An 18,999-nucleotide genomic window follows, 5' to 3' on the forward strand; every position below is an offset into this window, starting at 1 on the left:
TCCGAAGAAAGCGGGTTATCGGCACGCCAACTTATTCTTCTTCATCGCCCAGCAGGTCTTCGTCAGCATCGATCATCATCTCGATGATGGTTTCTACCTGCTCAGGTGCTTCTTCAGCCATTTCCAACAGCTCGCGGCCGTCTACTGCCAATTCGCCACTCATGACCGTTTACTCCAATTAAAGTACATCGTGAATTACTTATATGCTTTATCGGCAGCGGATGCAAAAGCTCGATACGGTGTCATTTGACGGGCGTCAAATAAACTTCTGCATTGCATCACGGGGCGAAACCAACGCCCAAAACGGCGGTCTGCGGCCGGCAGTCGCCACTTCAGACGGCGATCGGCGCCTTGATGTGCGGATGAAACTGGTAGTTGTCGAGCGTGAAGTCGTCGTAAGTGAAAGCGAACAGGTCGGTAACGTCCGGATTCAGCGTGATGCGCGGTAGCTCGAATGGCGTGCGCGTGAGCTGCTCGTCCGCCTGCTCAAGGTGGTTGGTATACAGGTGGGCATCGCCGAGCGTGTGGACGAACTCGCCCGCCTCCAGGCCGCAGACCTGCGCGATCATCAAGGTCAGCAAGGAGTAACTGGCGATATTGAACGGCACGCCGAGAAAGATATCGGCGCTGCGCTGATAGAGCTGGCACGACAAGCGGCCGTTCGAGACATAGAACTGGAAGAACGCATGGCACGGCGCCAGGGCCATCTTGCCGGCCGCGACGTTTTCCTGCGGCGAGCGGGTTTCGTCCGGCAGGTCGGCCGGGTTCCAGGCCGACACGATGATGCGGCGCGAATCCGGATTGTTCCTGATCTGTTCGACGACCTGTTCGATCTGGTCGATATGCCGGCCGTCCGGCGCAGGCCACGAGCGCCACTGGTAACCGTAGACCGGCCCCAGCTCGCCGTTCTCGTCAGCCCACTCGTCCCAGATCTTCACGCCATGCTCTTTCAGGTAGCGCGTATTGGTGTCGCCCTTGAGAAACCACAGCAGTTCGTGGATCACCGACTTGAGGTGGATCTTCTTGGTCGTCACCAACGGAAAACCCTGGCGCAGGTCGAAGCGCATCTGGTGACCGAAGACCGACCAGGTGCCGGTGCCGGTGCGGTCGCCCTTGAAATCGCCGAACTGGCGCACGCGATAAAGAAGGTCGAGATACTGTTTCATGCGGCGGACCTGCGATAGGCGATCAACATCAGGAAAACGCCGCCGACAATCATCGGCAGCGACAGCAACTGCCCCATGGTAACCCAGCCGAATGCCAGATAACCCAGTTGAACATCGGGCATCCGCACCAGTTCAACGGCGAAACGGAACGCACCGTAACCGATCAGAAACAGACCCGATACCGCCATCATCGGCCGCGGTTTGCTGCTGAACCACCACAGTATGATGAACAGCACCAGACCCTCCAGCGCTGCCTCGTAGAGCTGCGTGGGGTGCAGAGGCGGTGTGTATTCTGTGCCGCGCGGCAATTGCAGCTTGTCGAGGCACAGTGCCTGAAACTTTGAGCATGACACCTGCATCGCCCACGGCACATTGCCCGGCGCACCCCAGAGCTCACCGTTGATGAAGTTGCCGATGCGCCCGGCCAGCAGGCCCAGCGGCACCAGCGGCGCGGCGAAGTCGGTCAGGTCGAAGAAGCGCTTGTTGTGGATGCGCCCATACAGCCAGACCGCGACCAGTACGCCGAGAAAGCCGCCGTGGAAAGACATGCCCCCCTCCCAGATACGGAAGATCTGCAGCGGGTCGTTCATCCACTGATGGGCGTTGTAAAACAGGATATACCCGATACGGCCACCCAGGATCACACCCAGCGCACCGTAGAACAACAGATCGTCCATCTGCTTCGGGTTGACCACGGCATCGGCCGAACGCGCCCGGCGCCGCCCCAGATACCAGGCCAACGCGAAGCCGATCAGATACATCAGGCCGTACCAGCGAATGGCGACGGGGCCGAGCGATACGGCGATGGGATCGAAGTCGGGAAAAATCATGGCGGGCGAGTTTAACAGCTAATGACCGTCCGTCATGTGGCGAGATGTGGACTTGAACATAGACACCATCCAGGGCTGAAAGTACGCTTGACCGCATCTCTTCGGAGCCCTGCATGCGCGCGCTGATCAAGCTGTTATTTTCCCTGCTGTTAATCGCGACGGTGGCCGTATTGATTCTCGGCTGGTTCGCTTTCTCCGACGAACCCGGCATTTCAGACCCGGCAACCCTGTCGCATCAGGACATCGCCCGCGCCAAAGCCATCCTCAAACAGAATGACCCGCGCGGTTTCGCTACCGGGGCGCAGCGTGCTGTCGAGATCAATCAGGCCGACCTGAACCTCGCCAGCAATTACCTGCTCGGCAGGATCGCCCAGGGCGGCGCCAAGATCCGTTTGTCGCAGGATGCGCTGCTTGCCGATGCCACCATCCTGGTCGACCGGGTTCCGCTACGCCCCTATCTCAACGTGAAGACGCAGCTGGTCAGCGACTCGGGCACACCGCGGATCGCCGTTCTCCAGGTCGGCGATGTCGAGATCCCGGCCGAACTTGCGCAGCGGCTGGTACCGCAGCTCGTCAACCTGCTGTTGAGCGAGGATCAACAGCAGGTCTTCATTAATATGATGGGCCCGTTGCAGATCTTCCCCGACCGGGTCCGCCTCACCTACCGTTGGAACCCCGCGGCGATAGATCAGGCACGCGATACCCTGCTGACGCCTACCGACCGCGAGGCATTGCGCTACTACCACGATCGCATCGTCGAGCTGCAGTCTCAGGGAATCGGCCGCAACGGCTCGCTGCTCACGGTGCTGCAACCGCTGTTCGCCGACGCCAGGCGCCGCTCCGACGGCGGCGACCCGGTCGCCGAGAACAAGGCCCTGCTGACCGTCATGGGCACCTGGGGCAGCCGCCGCAACCTCGCCCAGCTGGTGCCCAACCGACCGCAACGCCCGGGCTACTTCCGCCTCAAACTCGAAGGTCGCACCGATTTCGGGCAGCACTTCGTGGCGTCAGCCGCGCTGGCGGCGCGCGGCGATCGCAGCCTGTCGGATGCCGTCGGCCTGTTCAAGGAGATCACCGACACCGATCACGGCTCCGGTTTCAGCTTCACCGACATCGCCGCCGACCGCGCCGGCACGAGGTTCGGCGAGATCGCCACCCGCTCCGAGGCCTCGGCGCGTTTCGTCCAGAAACGCCTCACCCAGGGGGTCGCCGAGACCGATATCATGCCCCCGGCGAAGGACCTGCCGGAGAACCTGCGCGGACAAGCGTTCAAAAACCAGTTCGGCGGCGTCGGCAGCAGCCGATACCGGAAAATGATCGCCGAGATCGATGGCCGTATCGACGCCTGCAGCCTGTACCGGGAATGACGTCGATAAACGCCTAAACGCTGCCGTAAATTCCTGAATCTGCCCTAAATTCCTGACTTTTTGTGATCGCTCAAGTTTCCGCGACACACGCCGTTAGCTACTCCACAACACATTGGCAACCACTTTGGCGAGAGTTGGCTATGAGGCTCATAGGCATGAATGGAACGAAGGTAATCCCGCATCATCTGCGGACGCTTGGGGAGCGCTTGCGCTACCGCAGACGTCAGATGGGCTGGACTCAGGAACAATTGGCCGTCCAGGCAGGGACGAACCAGGCGGTCATTCAGAAGATCGAGAATGGCAAGAGCTTGCGTCCGCGTAAGATCGACGAAATTGCCGCAGTGCTGGAAGTCAATCCGGCCTGGCTGATGTTCGGTGACGAAAAAGCTACGCCGCTGACCGATGATGCGCGCGAAGTCGCTGAGATCTGGATGACCCTGAGTGAAGGTGAACGCGAGCGTCTGCGCAGCGAAATGCGTCTGCTGGCCGGTCGTCGGATGTCGTCTTAAGGGATAAGCTAAAGCGTCGGTAACACGCGCAGAAAAAACGCCTTCAAATAGGCTGTTTCAACAATCGCGGGGTGAATCGGATGATCTGGACTTTGTTGGCCTTGCTGCAGCAGTTGAAGATGTCGATCACTATGCCGGGCAGATTGCTGCACGGTTCGCAGGAGTTGATCCCCCTGCATGTGAAAAGAACAAGACGCCGTGACTAAGATACCGTCTTTCTCAAGCAGGCCCAACGCGGCCTCGTTGAGACGTCGGTAAGCTGCCGTACCCGCTTTGAGATCCTTCTTGCGTTTGATGAACGCCGGGGGATCCAACACAACGACATCATAGCGTTCACGCTGCCCACGCAGTTCCCGCAGCACCTCGAACGCATCTCCCTGGATGACATCGATCTGATCCTCGACCTGGTTCAGCGCCGCATTGTGCGCGACCAGGTCGAGCGCCTGTGCCGAGGCGTCGACTGCGGTAACGGCGGCAGCCCCGGCTGCCGCCGCACGTACCGACCAGGCACCGACGTAGCTGCACACATCCAGCACGCGCAGTCCGTTCACATAGCGAACGAACTGATCGCGGTTGGCGGCCTGATCGTAGAACCAGCCGGTCTTCTGTCCTTCGCTGGCAGAAACCTCGAACCGGCACCCGCCCTCAAGCACCTCCAACCGTTCAGGCACATCGCCGTAAGCCAGTTCCACGTAACGCGGAATGCCCTCGAGCTCACGCACCGCGCTATCGTTGCGCAATAGAACCCCTGAGGGTTTGAGTACCTTGACCAGGGCCCCGACCAAGGCTTCGCGCTGCTGTTCCATACCCGCGGTGGTGATCTGCACGACGAGGTAATCGCCGAAGCGGTCGACCACTGCACCGGGCAGCCCGTCGGCCTCACCGAACAGCAGGCGGTAATAGGGTGCGTCGTACAGCCGTTCGCGCAGCGCCAAGGCCACCTTGATCCGGTGCACGAACAATGAGACGTTGACCGCCAGTTCACGGTTGCGCGTGACCAGGCGGGCACAGATCAACGAATTGGGGTTGACGTAGCCGGCGCCGAGCCACTTGCCCTGTGCGTTCTCGACCGCCACCGGCTGGCCCACTTCGAACGACTTCAGCGGAGTCGCAGCGTTATCGACCTCGTTGGAATAGATCCACAGGTGGCCGGCCCGCAGACGGCGGTCCTGATCCTTGGCCAGACGCAATACGTCGCTCATGATCGGTTCTCACGAAAACAGGCGCGCAAGCGTAGCAGAAAGCGCGCGCCTGTCGATTCGGCGACGTCAAAGATTATTCGCGGCGAAGGTATTGCACGCCGACAGCGTGCCCTTTTCCAGGCCGATCTTGAACCAGCGCACGCGTTGCGCCGACGAACCGTGAGTGAAGGTTTCGGGCATGGCATAGCCGCGCGCCTGTTTCTGCAAGCGGTCATCGCCGATCGCGCTGGCCGCGTTCAGACCTTCGTCGATATCCCCTTTCTCAAGCAACTGGCGGCTGCGATTCGCATGGTGCCCCCAGATGCCGGCGAAACAATCCGCCTGCAGTTCCTGTTTGACCGACAGCTGGTTCGCCTGCGCCTCATCGACGCTGCGCTTGGCCTCGCGCACCTTTTCGGAAATGCCCAGCAGCGTCTGCACATGGTGGCCGACCTCATGTGCCACCACGTACGCCTGGGCGAAATCGCCGGGTGCATCGTGACGGCGCTTCAGGTCGTCGAAGAAACTCAGGTCGAGGTAAACCTTCTGATCGGCCGGACAGTAAAACGGCCCCATCGCCGCCTGTCCGCGGCCGCACGCCGAATTGACCGCACCGCGATACAGAACCAGCCGCGGTTCTTTGTAAGTAGTGCCCTGCTCGCTGAACAGCGTGTGCCAGGTTTCTTCGGTATCCGCCAGCACCACCGCAACGAAGGCCTTCAGCTCGTCCTCTTGCGGGGTCGACTTCACCTCGCCTTGCGGTGCGGTTTGAGTCGATTCCACCGGCGCGCCGGTCATGCCGCCCAGCAGCCCGCCCAGGCCGCCGTCGCTGAAATAGAGGTAGGCGCCGAACAGCAAGGCAACGACGATCGTGCCTTTGAACCCGAGCACGCGGAACAGCACCGGCAACAGGCGCAACAGCCCGCCGCCCCCGCGACCACCGCTGAGCCCACCCAGACCACCGAAGCCGCCGGGCGACTGGCCGCGACGGTCTTCGATATTGCTGCTCTGTCGTCTGCCTTTCCAACGCATGCTGATCTCCTCGTTCTTTTTCACGCACCGGCACGGCGCTGTCCGGTGCCGGCACATGGTGCGACGACCGAATGGCTCGGCGACGTGGGCACTGATGCAGCGAGTGTACCCGGAGTGGTGCGCTACGTGGAAACACCGCGCCAACTTCTGAACCCTGCGGCACAACGCTGCAATTTCGCGCAACTTCGGGTTAAAGTTTCGCGCAAACAACGGAGAACACGATGGCTGACAACGAGATTCTGCTGGGTGGCAACGGCACGGCACAGATCAAACTCAACGCCGGCATGGCCAACCGCCACGGCCTGATCACCGGCGCGACCGGTACCGGCAAGACCGTCACCCTGCAGGTGCTCGCAGAATCGTTTTCACGCCTCGGCGTTCCGGTGTTCACCGCCGACGTAAAGGGCGACCTGTCGGGCCTGGCCGGCGCGGGCAACCCGCACCCCAAGATCGACGAGCGTCTGCAGTACATCGGCATCGACAACCACAGCTTCGAAGCGAACCCGACCGTGTTCTGGGACGTGTTCGGCAAGCAGGGCCACCCGGTGCGCACCACCGTCTCGGAGATGGGTCCTACCCTGCTGAGCAACCTGCTGGAACTCAACGAGACCCAGGAAGGCGTCATGCAGGTCGCGTTCAGTGTGGCCGATGACGAGGGCCTGCTGCTGCTCGATCTCAAAGACCTGCGCTCGATGCTGAACTGGATAGCCGACAACGCCAAGGATCTCGAGCGCGACTACGGCCGGATATCCAAGGCCAGTGTCACGGCCATCCTACGTCGTTTGTTGATGCTCGAGGAGGCCGGTGGCGAGATCTATTTCGGTGAACCCGCGATCCGCGTCGAACACCTGATGCAGTGCGACTTCTCCGGTCGCGGCGTGATCAGCATTCTGGATGCGACAACCCTCTATCACTCGCCACGCATCTACGCGACCTTTCTGCTGTGGCTACTCTCCGAGTTGATGGAAGAGCTACCCGAACGCGGTGACGCCGACCTGCCGAAACTGGTGTTCTTCTTCGACGAGGCCCATCTGCTGTTCAACAATGCGCCCAAGGCATTGCTGGAAAAGATCACCCAGGTGGTGCGTCTGATCCGGTCGAAAGGGGTCGGCGTATTCTTCATTACCCAGTACCCCAACGACGTACCCGACGAGGTCATCGGCCAACTCGGCAACCGCATACAACATGCCCTGCGCGCGTTTACGCCCAACGATCGCAAGGCACTGCAGGCAGCAGCCAGAACCTTTCGCGAGAATCCGGCGTTCGACACCGAAACGGTGATCGGCGAGCTCGGTGTCGGCGAGGCCCTGGTATCGACGCTCGACGCCAAGGGCGTGCCATCGATCGTGGAACGTACGCTGATGTCGCCGCCGCGTTCGCAGTTCGGCCCCATCGATGAGGCGAAGCGCACCGAGCTGATCTCACGCTCTCCGCTCAAAAGCGCCTACGAGCAACTCGTCGACCGCGAGTCGGCTTACGAACTGCTGCAGAAACGCGAGAAAGAGATCGCCGAGAAACGTCAGCAGGAAGCCGAAGCGGCAGCACGCGCCGCCGAAGAGGAGAAGCGCCGCAAGGAAGAAGAGAAGGCCAGCAAGCGCCAGAGCAACCGTCAGGGTGTCGGCGAGACACTGGCCAAATCGATTGCCCGCACGATCGGCTCGACACTCGGTCGACAGATCGTGCGCGGCATCCTCGGTTCGATCATCGGCCGACGCTGAGCAGCGCCGAATGGCGTTATCGGTCGATCAGTTCGAATATGCAGTGCACGCCGGCGCCTGGTCGGCCAGATCCTGCTGGCACTTGCGCACCTTGCCGGTCTTGCGGTCCACCACCCACACGGCGTTGGTCGACGCGGGAATGCCTTCGTAGCGCCATCCGCCATCCTTGCCGGCGTCATTCGAATCCGCGTGGGCAAGCGACGCGGCAAGCAGCAAACCGGCTGTCATCGCCATGGCGATGACGATTGCGATTCGAAGGTTCATAAGTCGGGGCTCCTGTGTGCATTGCTGACCGGGAAACGACCCCGGAGCTTCTCATGCCATTAGTGTGACAGCCAATCGTGCACGAAATTGCGAGCCGCTTGGGCGATTGGCGAATCTATTCCGTCGCCAGCGCGAACAGCAGCCCTCTCTCTGTCCACACGTAGACCGTCAATCCCCGCACCTCGACAACCGCAGGTTGTTGGCCGCGCGTAACGTCCGGCAGATCACCGAACAAGGCCTTATCGTAGGGCGCCTGGTAGTAGGTTTGCATATGGTCGGCCTTGTCGCGCAAGCGCAGCTGGGCCGCCGCCTTTCCCTGAATGCTGCAGTAGCGCCCCCCTTGCAAGCCGCCCATGGCCAGGGTCGCCGATGAGTCTTCCAGCAGCTGAAAGTCGAGCTCGTTGAAGTACGCCCTCACCTCGTCGAGGCTCTGACCCGCGACCTCGAGCGGCCGACGCTTGAGGTGATTCATGGCGACTTCGTCTGCAATCGCGTACGTCATGTTCGCCGGTTTGCCCGGCCAGACAATCACGGTCAATGCGACCGTCAGACCAAGCAGCAGCGCGGCCGCTACCGCCCATCGGTTGAGCGATGCAGTAGCGGGGGTTCGCTGCATGGCATCGAGCCGACGCAACTGGGCATCATCGAGCCCCTTGCTCTCGACCAATTCGACGACACGCTGTTTCAGACCGGACTTCATGGCGACTCCGATGGCGTGACGGACACACCGTCGTTGCTGCCGAGTCGACGCCGCAGGCGATGGATGCGCGACAACACCGTGCCGCGACGACTGCCGGTGGCAGCGGCGATCTCGGCGGCAGTCATGCCGTCGATCGCCCACAGGTAGAGGATCTCTCGCTCTATCCCCTGCAACTGCGACCAGACGCGCTCGAGTTGCTGACGCGAAACCATCATCTCCTCAAGGCACTGGGTGTCGATCGCCAGTGTTTCGATATCGCCATTTGCATCTTCCACCTCCGGGCTGACCCGTCTGCGGCGCGCGAGATCGATGTAACGATTGCGCATCACGCGGCGGGCATAACCTTCCGGACTGGTCGACTCGGCCGGCGGCTTGCGCAGGCAACGCTCGACCGTGTCCTGCAGCAGATCGTAAGCCCCGGCCTCTTCGCCCAGCAAGGCATAGGCGTAGCGGTAGAGCCGGTTGAGCATGGCGTGGTCAAACAGCATGTCGATGATGTGCGTATCCGACGATCCAACGCTGTTCCACCAGCATCTTCATCAGCGCCAGGTCGAGGGTCGGATCATCAGCCAGTTGTGCGAGGGTTGCACCACTCGCACAGCGCTCGAGCAGCTGCCACGCAGACCGGTCGATCAGTCCCACCCACACGTCGAAACCACGGCGTTGAACGAGCAACCGATAATCGCCACGAACGAAGTCGATGTCCGACGCCGCCTGCGGCTCACGTTGTGACTCCCACACCAGGTGCACCGGCCATTCGCTGGCCATCAGGTTCAGCTGTCGTGAGACGCGCGGAATCATGTGCGATGGATCGACGCCGTCAACCGATGAATCACTCGTCTGGTCGTCTTCGCTGTAAGCGAGTCTATGCACCAGCCATTCCAGGCGCGCCACATCTGCAATCCAGGCAACGGAGGCCAACGACGGCTGACGTTCGGCGACCTCGGCGAGAAAACGATCGAAGCCCTCGCCGTACAGATTCAGGTCGCTACAGGTCGATGCTTGGGTCGCGATGAAGTGGCGTGCAACCCCATCGAAACAGGCATCACCGACCAAGCGACCGCAGACCGGGTAGACGCTCGCAAGGGCGGCTTGGCGCACGCCGCGACTGTTGCCACGATAGATGCTCACCGCCTCCGGGTCGAATCCTGCAGCATCGGCAACAGCGGCATCGATGAAACGCGATACCGCGTGCTGCCATTGGTGCAGCGTCGTCATGCGGCATCTTCCCGCACCAGAGCAACGATACCCGCCGCGGTGCTCGCCTGGGAGATCAGCACATCGAGGGTCGGTATGTTGTTGTCCCACTCGATGCATACCGGCGTCTCGGGCAACACGCGCAGACACTCACTGAACAGATCCCACACGGCGTCGCTTACCGGGTTGTTGTGTGCATCCACGAGGTACCTTCCCTTGTCTTCATAACCGGCCAGGTGCAACTCACGCACACGGTCGAGCGGCAACGCGCCGAGCGCCTCACACGCATCGAAGCCCAGGTTCACCTGGTTGACGTAGAGATTGTTGATGTCGAGCAGCAGATCACAATCGGCTTCGGCACACACCTCGGCGATGAACTGTGCTTCGGTCATCGGCGTATCGGCGCGCACATAGGCCGACACATTCTCCACCAGCAGGCGTTGCTGCAATATGTCCTGTGCGATCTGGATACGCGCAGCGACGTGCATCACCGCCTCGTCACTGAACGGCAAGGGCAGAAGGTCGTGATAATGGCGGCCCGCATGCGCTGTGAAACACAGGTGGTCTGAAATCCACGCCGCGCCGGTATCGCGCGCCATCTCGCCGACGCGCTCGATATAGGTACGATCGAGTGATCCGCTGCCGCCCAGGTTCATGCCGACACAATGCAGCGTCAAGGGATAACGTTCGGCCGCGCGCTGCAACTGGTGACGCGCTATGCCACCGATCAGATAGTTGTCCGCCAGCACCTCCAGCCAAGGCACTGCCTGTCGGCCCTCCATGAGCTGGTGAAAATGGATATCGCGCAGGCCTATGCCGACACCGGACACAGACCCGCGCCCCTGTGTTTGGGGCGCGGTCTTCATAGCGACTCTACTTCGCCGGCTTTACTTTGGCGACCACGCCGCCGGTGATCTTTTCGCAGGTACCGGCCGGCACATAGACCCATTCCTGCGGATCGTTATCGCTCGCGGCCTGACCGGCACAATTGTGCTTGCCGTCCAAGGCACCGCAGTCGTTCTTGCCTGCCACCGCGATGCCGGCGCATTTTTCCCAAGCCGTCGGCGCGTCGGGCACCGCAGATGCCGTGGATGCGGCCATCAAAGAGCCGGCAGCCAGCAAGGCGGCGGCAGCACCGGTGATTCGGTCATTGTGATTCATAGATGGGTCCTCTGGTTACTGTTAGACAGTGGGTTATGGCGTGCCCGCTCGGGCAGTCGCTTAATCCTTTCAACGATCGGACGGCGCATCTGATTGCACGCCTTCGCTGTTCGCTCCATAAAGACCCGTCGATCGCCGGGTTTAATTCAGACGGCGACCTCATCGTTCGACGAACTCAGCCAACGTGCGGCAGTTGATTTGGAAAGCCCGGGATATCGCCGTATGGTGCGCTTAACCCACTGTCGGAAGCACCTATGACTACCCATCGCCTGCGAGACGCAACCAGCCCCTATCTGCAACAGCACGCCGACAACCCGGTCGACTGGTGGCCGTGGTGCGACGAAGCACTCGCGCTGGCACGTTCGCAGGGCAAGCCGATCCTGCTATCGATCGGTTATTCGGCGTGCCACTGGTGCCATGTCATGGCGCACGAATCGTTCGAAGACCCACAGACCGCCGAGGTCATGAACGAGCTGTATGTGAATATCAAGGTCGACCGCGAGGAACGCCCCGATCTCGACAAGATTTACCAGACTGCCCATCAACTGCTGGCACGCCGCGCCGGGGGCTGGCCATTGACGGTGTTCCTGACGCCGGACGATCTGAGCCCGTTCTTCGCCGGCACCTATTTTCCGCCGGCGCCGCGCCACGGCCTGCCCGCCTTCCGCGACCTGTTGCAACAGATCGCGCGCGCCTACAACGAGCAGCGCGACGCCATCGATGAACAAAACGCTTCGTTGCGTCAGGCCCTGCTGCAACTCGATCGCACCGGCAGCGCGGGTGCCGCAGCGATCGACGATCAACCGATCAATGAGGCAATCAACCAGCTGGCCGGCCAGTTCGACGCCGAGTTGGGCGGATTCGGCGGCGCGCCCAAGTTTCCGCATCCGGTGACGCTGCGCTTCCTACTGGCGCAGGGCGTGCGCCGCAACGACGACTCGGCACGTCACATGGCGCTGCACACGTTGGAGAAGATGGCCAACGGCGGTATCAACGACCACCTCGGTGGCGGCTTCTGCCGCTATTCGGTCGATGAGCTGTGGATGATCCCGCATTTCGAGAAGATGCTTTACGACAACGGCCAATTGCTCGACGTGTATGCCCAGGCGTGGGCGGCAGATGGCCAACGCCCTCTGTTCAAGCACGTCTGCGAACGCATCGCCGAATGGACCATGCGAGAGATGCAGTCACCGCAGGGTGGCTACTACGCCAGCCTCGACGCCGACAGCGAGGGTGAAGAAGGTCGCTATTACGTGTGGATGCCGGACGAGGTCAAACAGGTGCTCGACGCCGACGAGTACAAGGTGTTCGCCGCACGTTTCGGCCTGAATCGCCCAGCGAACTTTGAAGGCAGTTGGCACCTGCACGCGTACGCCGATACGCAGAAACTGGCCACGAAAACCGGCCTCGAGCCGCGCCGGATTCGCCAGCTGCTCGCCAGCGCGCGCGACAAGCTGTTCGCCGTCCGCGAGCAACGGGTACGTCCCGGTCGGGACGAGAAGATCCTGACCAGTTGGAATGCCCTGATGATCAAGGGCATGGCAAACGCCGGGCGGCGCCTGGGTCGGCCCGAATGGATCGACTCGGCGCAGCGTGCGCTCGACTACCTGATCGCACACCACTGGCGGGACGGACGGCTGCTCGCCACCAGCCGCGATGGGCAGGCGCAGCTCAACGCCTATCTCGATGACTACGCCTACCTGCTCGCCGCGATCCTGGAAGTGCTGCAGGCGCGCTGGCGCAGCGACTACCTCGACCTCGCTCAGCAACTCGCCGAGCGTCTGGTCAGCCATTTCGAGGACCGCGAACAGGGCGCCTTCTACTTCACCTCGGACGACCACGAGTCCCTGGTGCACCGCCCCAAGTCGCTCGGTGACGACGCGACGCCGAGCGGCAATGCGATCGCCCTGGAGTCGCTGCAGACCCTTGCCCTGCTGGTCGGCGACACCGACCTTCAGGACGCGACCGAGCGCACCATTGGCGCGACCTGGCAGGCCATCCAGCAGGCGCCTTACGCCCACGTCGGGCTGTTGATGGGCCTGCAGGCCTACCTCGATCCGCCGGAGCAGATCATCGTCCGCGGGCCGGCCGATACGGCGAACGACTGGGCCGCGCCGCTGGCGGGCGGATTTGCGCCGCAGCGCACAGTCTTTATCATCCCGGACGACGCCGCCGGACTGCCGGCGGGGCTGGCGGCAAAACAGGCCGCAGCGGGCAAAACGCTGGCCTACCGCTGCCGCGGGCAGGTCTGCGAACCACCGGTCGAAGAGGTCGCGAGCCTAATGGCCGACGACCACGGTTGATGCAGTGCACATTTCTCCCCCGGACCCTGGAATAACTCGATGCAGACAGCGTCTATCAGCACATGAGCAACAGTAACGGATCCCTGTTCGGACATTTCGGCCGCCGGCGCAAGCTGCGCCAGGCGATCTGTGCCGAACGCGAACGCCTGTACCGGATTGCGTGGTCGTGGTGCCACGACAGCCACCAGGCCGACGATCTGGTGCAGGAAACCCTGACGCGCGCGCTGAGCAAGCTCGATTCGCTGCGCGAAGAGAGTCGGCTGCAGGTGTGGTTGACCCAGATCCTGGCCAACTACTACCGCGACCAGTTCCGCCGCATTCAGCCCGAGACCGGGCTGGAGAACGAAAGCCTGATCGCCGACGACGGCGATCCGGAACACGCCGCCGACCGCACCCTGTTGATCACGCGCACGCGCGAGGCGATCGCGATGCTCAATGAAGACCAGCGCCAAGTCCTGACCCTGGTCGACGTCGCCGAGTTCAGCTATGCGGATACGGCGGCCATTTTGGATGTACCGGTGGGTACCGTCATGAGTCGGCTGTCACGCGCCCGTCGTCGCATGCGCGAGATCCTGGAACAGCAAGGCATAGGACGTGCCGAGGTAGTACCGCTGAGGAGGCACCAATGAGTTCGAATGACGATCTTGAGTTGAACGCATACGTAGACGGCGAACTGAGCAACGACCAGCAGGCCGAATTGCTCGAAGCCATGCGTGGCGACAAGGAACTATCCCGCCGGGTTTGTGAACTCGGGCAGATGAAGACCCAGGTCAGGCTTGCCTACGCGATTCCGCCGCGCCCGACGCGCCGCGGCATGAGCGGACGCAGCGGCTCGTGGCGTGCTGTGGCGGCCGGCTTTGCCCTGCTCGCCCTCGGCCTGATCAGTGGCTGGCTGCTGCACGCAAACTCGCCTGATTGGCAGTCCAACAGTCAGCGCTTCGTCGTTCTCGACCCCGATGGCCGCGGCCAGGCGCCGGCGCGCGCAGCCGACGGCGAAACCCGCATCGTGTTTCACCTCACCCAGGCCGATCAGGTGGCGGCGGGCGAGTTGCTCGACGAGGTCGAAGGACTGCTGCGGGCCTACGAGGCCGATGGCCGACTGTTGCGCGTCGAGGTGGTCAGCAACAACAACGGTCTCGACCTGTTGCGCGAGCGCCTGACCGCACACAAACAGCGTATCCACGTTCTCGCCGAGCGTTATTCGAATCTCACTTTCGTCGCCTGCAAGAACAGCATCAACCGCATCCAGGTTGAGAAAGGCATCGAAGTAAAACTGATCCCGGATGCCGAGGTGATCGACTCCGGCGTTGATCATGTTGTCAAACGGCAACGTGAAGGCTGGTCGTATATCCGCGTCTAGCCTTTATCCACCACCTGCCGGAGAGCAGGGCCGAAGGAGTAGAGAAGATGAAGCGAGTTATGAGTTTGATCCTAATAGGCTTGGTTGGCCTTATGACCTCGATGGGGGTTACTGCAGAAACGGCAGGCTACACCAAACAGAAGGTCGTCTATCACGTGAACGGGGACGACCCGAAACAACAACAAGGTGCCTTACGCAACATCCAAAACCACATCAACGCAGTCGGTGCCGACAACCTCGACCTGCGCGTTGTCATGCATGGCAATGGTTTGTCGATGGTGCTCCTGCCGGATGCAGTCAGCAAGGTAAAGAAGTTCAAATCGGGAAATGCAAACGAAGAGATGCAGGCGAAAATCGACGGCCTGCGCAACCAGGGCGTGTCGTTCAAAGTCTGCGCCAATACCGTAAAGGGACGCGGTGTGATCGTGGACGAGCATCTCTACAACGTCGACCAGGCCGATATCGTGCCGAGCGGCGTGGCGGAACTTGCCGCCCTGCAATCCCAGGGTTTCACCTACATCAAACCATGAACCTCTAGGCCATATCCGTCCCTTTCCGACGGATATGCCGAATACCCTCCGAGGTACCCGATTGGGCCCGCTTTATGCGGGCCATTCTTTTGCCGCTATCAACAACCGTGGCGACGAAATATTTCGTTCACGTTTTCGGTCTCCTTCCTGATGGCAAAACTACGCACCGATTTCGACACCCTGGTCAAGGCGTTGGCGCCCGAGCTGTATCGTTACGCGATGGGCCTGTGCCACAACCCGCATACCGCGGAAGACCTTGTTCAGGAAACGTTTTTGCGTGGTTGGCGGTCGCGTAAGGATCTGCGCGACGCCAAGGCGGCGCGCGCGTGGCTGTACACCATTTTGCGCAACGAGCACGCCCGTCTGTATGAGCGACAGCGGCCCGAGGCGCACGACCCGAACGAGCTTCCTGACGTGCCGGTGCGTGGCTATGACACGAGCGCAGCGGCCTTCGCCACGCGTCGTGCGCTGGCCGAGCTCGAGCCGGAGTACCGCGATCCTCTGCTGCTGCAGGTGATCGGCGGTTTCAGTTGCAAAGAGATCGGAGGAATCCTGGATCTCAACACGAACACGGTGCTAACGCGCCTGTTCAGGGCCCGAAAGACACTTCGGGATCGATTAACGGATCATCCACTTAAGGAGGCCGCACAATGAATTGCCTGGATTTCCGCCGCCGCCTGCTGGCTGATCCGTTCTGCGACGACGAGGAATTGCTCGCGCACGAGGAAACCTGCCCGGATTGCGCACCCTTTGCGCGCGAAACCCGTGCGCAGGAGATTGCGCTGAGAAACCTGTTGCAGGAAGTCACCCCGCCGGAGGGGCTGGCCGAGCGCATTCAGCTCGCTGCGCGCTACGAACACCGGGTCGAGAGCAAGCGCCGCTGGTGGTACGCCGCGGCTGCATCAATGCTGCTGACCATTGGCGTCAGCCTGTTTTCCGTCTGGCACACCATCGATGAGCGCAGCGACCTGAGCTTGGCTCAGTCGGTTCTCAACCATATCGACGACGAGTCGAACCACCTGCGAGAAGCCCAGCCGGTGTCGAATGGCCGGCTGAAGTTCGTATTCGATCGGTTCGATGCCGAGCTGGCAGGCGATCTGGGACAGGTTAACTTCGCGGCTGAATGCCCGATGCGTCATCGCACAGGGGTCCACCTGGTCATGCCCGGCAAAATGGGGCCGATCACGGTGTTCTTTATGCCCGGCGAAGATACCGACGGCGTCCTGCCAATCGTTTCGGACCGATTCCAAGGCGAGATCACACCGACGGCCTGGGGCAGTATTGCCGTCGTCGGCGAGAGCGGCGAACGGTTGGACGGTATGGGTGAAGCGCTGGCCGATGCCGTACGCTGGCCAGCCAATGCGGGTGAGCTGGCCTCAGCCCTGTTCGAGCGACGACTGAGCCTCGGCCCCCGAGTCGCGCAGCAACAGGATCGTTGAGCGGCACTGCCGGCAGCGCAAAAGCTGGCTGCCCCGAAACATCCGCATCCAGAAGCTGCGGTGATAGCGCGTCATTTCAGTGCAACCACAGACGTTGCATTCGCGTTTTCGGGTGATCCAAGCCACTTCGGACTCCTAAGACGGCGAGTCGATGCCGGTATGGTAACCCGTGACCCGCGTATGACCAACCCAATGCGGCCATCGTCTCGGCGCCTTGGGATCACATTTCGCCCCGGTGGCGCCCGGCCATACGGGGAGAATGGCCGCTAGTCCTCTTTCGACCAAGCCGCAGCCGCGGCGTCATCGCTGTCGCGTGCGTCCACCCAGCGCGCCCCCTCGGGGGTCTGTTCATGCTTCCAGAACGGTGCGCGTGTCTTCAGATAGTCGATGATGAACTCGCAGGCGCGAAATGCCTCGCCGCGGTGGGCGCTGGCAACGGCCACCAGCACGATCGGATCCTGGGGCCGCATCTCGCCGACACGATGGACCACCCGCACGGCGTCGAGCGTCCAACGCTCGCCCGCTTCGTCGACAATCTTGGCGAGCGCCTTTTCGGTCATCCCGGGATAGTGCTCGAGCGTCATGGTCGACACGGCGTCACCCTGGTTGATGTCGCGCATCAGGCCGATGAAACTGACCACCCCGCCAATGGCCGGGTTACCGTCATACACCCACGGAATCTCGCCCACCGCATCCAGCGGCTCTTGTTGCACACGTATCTCGACCTGCATGGCTACCTCGCCGGTTCAGCCGCCGGTCACTGGCGGAAAGAAGCCGACTTCATCCCCATCGGCAAGCGCCTGGTCAGCCGTGGCCATCTCCTGGTTCACGGCACTCAGCACCGGTTGCTTGTCACCACCGAACACCTCCGACCAGGCCTCGCCTCGCGCCGCCAGCGCAGCACGCAGGGCTGCGACGGTTGCCGGAACGTCATCGATCGTCTCTTCGCCCGTGCCGAGCCGCTCACGCAGGCTGGCGAAATACAGAATCTTGATCATGTCAGGATCTCGCTGAACGGTAGAAACCGTACATCATCGCCTCGCTTCAAGGGGGTGTTCTCGGGGATCACGATCAGGCCATTGGCCCAGGTCATCGAGCTGAGCACGCCTGATGAACGGCTGGGGTGCATCTTGAGCCAGGGTATCCCGGCCTCGTCGTAAAACAAGCGGGCGCGATGAAACTCGCGGCGCTTATCGGGCTTGGGCCAGTCGAAATCCGCCTTGGCGGTCATCGGTTGCAGTCGCCAGTCATCGCGACCCTGCATGCGCAGCAGGAACGGCCTGACGAATAGAATGAAGGTGACGAAAAGCGATACCGGGTTGCCCGGCGACCCGATGAACGGTGTCCCGCCGATCGTGCCGAACGCCACCGGTTTGCCGGGACGTATCGCGATCTTCCACAGATCGAGCGAACCCAAAGCCTCGACAGCGGGTTTCACGTGGTCTTCCTCGCCGACCGACACGCCACCCGAGGCCAACACCAGATCGGCCTGCGCGGCCGCACGCGACAAGGCAGCCTTGGTCGCTTGCAAGGTGTCTTCGACAATGCCCATGTCGATGACCTCGCAGCCCAGCGCCTGCAGCATGGCCGTCGCGCTGAACAGGTTCGAGTTGTAAATCTTGCCCGGCTCTAGCGGCTCGCCCGGCGTTACCAGCTCGTCTCCACTCGCCAGCAGGGCGACTTTTGGGGGACGCACCACGCTCAACCGAGCGCAACCAACGGTCGCCGCCAAGCCGATATGCTGCGGCTGCAGCTTGGTGCCGGCCGGAATGACGACGCTATCGCGTTCGATGTCTTCTCCGCGGCGCCGGATGTTGCTGTCAGGCTGCACCTCGGTGTTGATCCGCACCCGGTCGTCGAGCGCTTCGCACACCTCCTGCATGACGACCGTATCGGCGCCGGCGGGTATCGGCGCGCCGGTGAAGATGCGCGCGGCCGTACCCGGCTCGAGCGGTTCGGGTGAAACACCGGCAGGCAGTCGCTGACTGACCGGCAGTTCGGCCCCGCTATGCGCACTATCGGCCGCACGCAACGCGTAGCCGTCCATTGCACTGTAGTCCCACCCCGGCACGTCGATGCTGCTGATTACCGGCTCTGCGAGCACACAGCCGAGCGCTTCACGCAGGGGAACACTGCGGTGCTCGGTCAGGGGCTGCGCCGCGGCGACGATCTGTTCGACGGCCTGCTCATAGCTGAGCAGATCATTGAGATGGGGTGTGCATTCAGTGGCAGACACGCATTT

General features: G+C 61.9%; 23 protein-coding genes. 9 read left to right on the forward strand and 14 right to left on the reverse strand.

Going from position 1 to position 18,999, the window contains the following annotated elements; genetic code table 11:
- Positions 1-31: 31 nt before the first annotated feature.
- The 3 genes from B1781_RS23520 to lgt all read right to left on the reverse strand — a co-directional run bounded on the left by B1781_RS23520 (position 32) and on the right by lgt (position 1,996).
- Positions 32-163 (reverse strand): hypothetical protein, encoded by a 132-nt coding sequence (locus B1781_RS23520; RefSeq protein WP_334223818.1) that lies wholly within the window; start codon positions 161-163, stop codon positions 32-34.
- Between the two features lie 169 nt (positions 164-332).
- Positions 333-1,166: a thymidylate synthase gene (locus tag B1781_RS21740; protein WP_078121692.1), complete on the reverse strand. Its 834-nt coding sequence runs from the start codon at positions 1,164-1,166 to the stop codon at positions 333-335.
- Positions 1,163-1,996 (reverse strand): prolipoprotein diacylglyceryl transferase, encoded by an 834-nt coding sequence (lgt, locus tag B1781_RS21745; protein ID WP_078121693.1) that lies wholly within the window; start codon positions 1,994-1,996, stop codon positions 1,163-1,165. The genes B1781_RS21740 and lgt overlap by 4 nt, the downstream gene beginning before the upstream one ends.
- Before the next feature lie 113 nt (positions 1,997-2,109).
- Between lgt and B1781_RS21750 the strand changes: the two genes are divergently transcribed.
- Together B1781_RS21750 and B1781_RS21755 are read left to right on the forward strand one after the other, a co-directional pair.
- Positions 2,110-3,363 (forward strand): hypothetical protein, encoded by a 1,254-nt coding sequence (locus tag B1781_RS21750; protein ID WP_078121694.1) that lies wholly within the window; start codon positions 2,110-2,112, stop codon positions 3,361-3,363.
- A 155-nt stretch (positions 3,364-3,518) separates the two neighbouring features.
- Positions 3,519-3,872 (forward strand): helix-turn-helix domain-containing protein, encoded by a 354-nt coding sequence (locus tag B1781_RS21755; protein WP_164513506.1) that lies wholly within the window; start codon positions 3,519-3,521, stop codon positions 3,870-3,872.
- Positions 3,873-3,880: 8 nt separating this feature from the next.
- On the opposite strand, the gene B1781_RS21760 is transcribed toward B1781_RS21755, so the two are convergent.
- On the reverse strand, positions 3,881-5,074 hold the full coding sequence (locus tag B1781_RS21760) for a class I SAM-dependent rRNA methyltransferase (RefSeq protein ID WP_078121696.1): 1,194 nt from the start codon (positions 5,072-5,074) through the stop codon (positions 3,881-3,883).
- Between the two features lie 66 nt (positions 5,075-5,140).
- Entirely contained in the window at positions 5,141-6,085 is a 945-nt protein-coding gene (gene ypfJ / locus B1781_RS21765; RefSeq protein ID WP_078122183.1) for a KPN_02809 family neutral zinc metallopeptidase, read from the reverse strand.
- A gap of 221 nt (positions 6,086-6,306) precedes the next feature.
- Between ypfJ and B1781_RS21770 the strand changes: the two genes are divergently transcribed.
- On the forward strand, positions 6,307-7,803 hold the full coding sequence (locus tag B1781_RS21770; protein WP_078121697.1) for a helicase HerA-like domain-containing protein: 1,497 nt from the start codon (positions 6,307-6,309) through the stop codon (positions 7,801-7,803).
- Positions 7,804-7,830: 27 nt separating this feature from the next.
- Here B1781_RS21770 and B1781_RS21775 read toward each other — a convergent pair whose 3' ends face one another.
- The 6 genes from B1781_RS21775 to B1781_RS21800 all read right to left on the reverse strand — a co-directional run bounded on the left by B1781_RS21775 (position 7,831) and on the right by B1781_RS21800 (position 11,125).
- Positions 7,831-8,067, reverse strand: a complete 237-nt coding sequence (locus B1781_RS21775; protein WP_125932223.1) for a hypothetical protein — start codon at positions 8,065-8,067, stop codon at positions 7,831-7,833.
- A gap of 115 nt (positions 8,068-8,182) precedes the next feature.
- The gene (locus B1781_RS21780; protein WP_078121699.1) at positions 8,183-8,767 is read right to left on the reverse strand and encodes a hypothetical protein; all 585 of its coding nucleotides are present in this window, start codon (positions 8,765-8,767) and stop codon (positions 8,183-8,185) included.
- Positions 8,764-9,255: an RNA polymerase sigma factor gene (locus B1781_RS21785; protein WP_078121700.1), complete on the reverse strand. Its 492-nt coding sequence runs from the start codon at positions 9,253-9,255 to the stop codon at positions 8,764-8,766. Before B1781_RS21785 ends, B1781_RS21780 begins: the two co-directional genes overlap by 4 nt.
- Complete coding sequence (locus B1781_RS21790) at positions 9,245-9,985, reverse strand: HvfC/BufC N-terminal domain-containing protein (protein WP_164513507.1); 741 nt, start codon at positions 9,983-9,985, stop codon at positions 9,245-9,247. The genes B1781_RS21785 and B1781_RS21790 overlap by 11 nt, the downstream gene beginning before the upstream one ends.
- Entirely contained in the window at positions 9,982-10,830 is an 849-nt protein-coding gene (locus B1781_RS21795) for a DUF692 domain-containing protein (RefSeq protein WP_078121702.1), read from the reverse strand. Before B1781_RS21795 ends, B1781_RS21790 begins: the two co-directional genes overlap by 4 nt.
- Positions 10,831-10,837: 7 nt before the next feature.
- Positions 10,838-11,125: a BufA1 family periplasmic bufferin-type metallophore gene (locus B1781_RS21800; RefSeq protein ID WP_078121703.1), complete on the reverse strand. Its 288-nt coding sequence runs from the start codon at positions 11,123-11,125 to the stop codon at positions 10,838-10,840.
- A 254-nt stretch (positions 11,126-11,379) separates the two neighbouring features.
- Here B1781_RS21800 and B1781_RS21805 point away from each other — a divergent pair, with 254 nt between their 5' ends.
- From B1781_RS21805 to B1781_RS21830, 6 genes are all read left to right on the forward strand, one after another.
- Complete coding sequence (locus B1781_RS21805; protein ID WP_078121704.1) at positions 11,380-13,428, forward strand: thioredoxin domain-containing protein; 2,049 nt, start codon at positions 11,380-11,382, stop codon at positions 13,426-13,428.
- 62 nt (positions 13,429-13,490) lie between these two features.
- Positions 13,491-14,057, forward strand: a complete 567-nt coding sequence (locus tag B1781_RS21810; protein WP_078121705.1) for an RNA polymerase sigma factor — start codon at positions 13,491-13,493, stop codon at positions 14,055-14,057.
- Positions 14,054-14,788, forward strand: coding sequence for a hypothetical protein (locus B1781_RS21815; RefSeq protein ID WP_078121706.1), 735 nt, complete (start codon positions 14,054-14,056; stop codon positions 14,786-14,788). The genes B1781_RS21810 and B1781_RS21815 overlap by 4 nt, the downstream gene beginning before the upstream one ends.
- Positions 14,789-14,847: 59 nt before the next feature.
- The gene (locus B1781_RS21820; protein WP_334223819.1) at positions 14,848-15,318 is read left to right on the forward strand and encodes a DsrE family protein; all 471 of its coding nucleotides are present in this window, start codon (positions 14,848-14,850) and stop codon (positions 15,316-15,318) included.
- Between the two features lie 150 nt (positions 15,319-15,468).
- Positions 15,469-15,972, forward strand: a complete 504-nt coding sequence (locus B1781_RS21825; protein WP_078121708.1) for a sigma-70 family RNA polymerase sigma factor — start codon at positions 15,469-15,471, stop codon at positions 15,970-15,972.
- Positions 15,969-16,757 (forward strand): DUF3379 family protein, encoded by a 789-nt coding sequence (locus B1781_RS21830; RefSeq protein WP_078121709.1) that lies wholly within the window; start codon positions 15,969-15,971, stop codon positions 16,755-16,757. The genes B1781_RS21825 and B1781_RS21830 overlap by 4 nt, the downstream gene beginning before the upstream one ends.
- A 266-nt stretch (positions 16,758-17,023) precedes the next feature.
- On the opposite strand, the gene moaE is transcribed toward B1781_RS21830, so the two are convergent.
- Genes moaE through B1781_RS21845 form a run of 3 tightly spaced genes read right to left on the reverse strand, consistent with a single transcriptional unit; the run spans position 17,024 to position 18,993 of the window.
- Complete coding sequence (moaE, locus tag B1781_RS21835; RefSeq protein ID WP_078121710.1) at positions 17,024-17,488, reverse strand: molybdopterin synthase catalytic subunit MoaE; 465 nt, start codon at positions 17,486-17,488, stop codon at positions 17,024-17,026.
- Positions 17,489-17,503: 15 nt separating this feature from the next.
- Positions 17,504-17,755 carry a molybdopterin converting factor subunit 1 gene (gene moaD, locus B1781_RS21840; protein WP_078121711.1) on the reverse strand — a complete coding sequence of 84 codons (252 nt, stop codon included), beginning with the start codon at positions 17,753-17,755 and terminating at the stop codon, positions 17,504-17,506.
- The gene (locus B1781_RS21845; RefSeq protein ID WP_334223820.1) at positions 17,752-18,993 is read right to left on the reverse strand and encodes a molybdopterin molybdotransferase MoeA; all 1,242 of its coding nucleotides are present in this window, start codon (positions 18,991-18,993) and stop codon (positions 17,752-17,754) included. Before B1781_RS21845 ends, moaD begins: the two co-directional genes overlap by 4 nt.
- Positions 18,994-18,999 lie beyond the last annotated feature (6 nt).

The organism is Thiosocius teredinicola (genome assembly GCF_002009425.1).
Taxonomy (GTDB): Bacteria; Pseudomonadota; Gammaproteobacteria; order Chromatiales; family Chromatiaceae; genus Thiosocius; species Thiosocius teredinicola.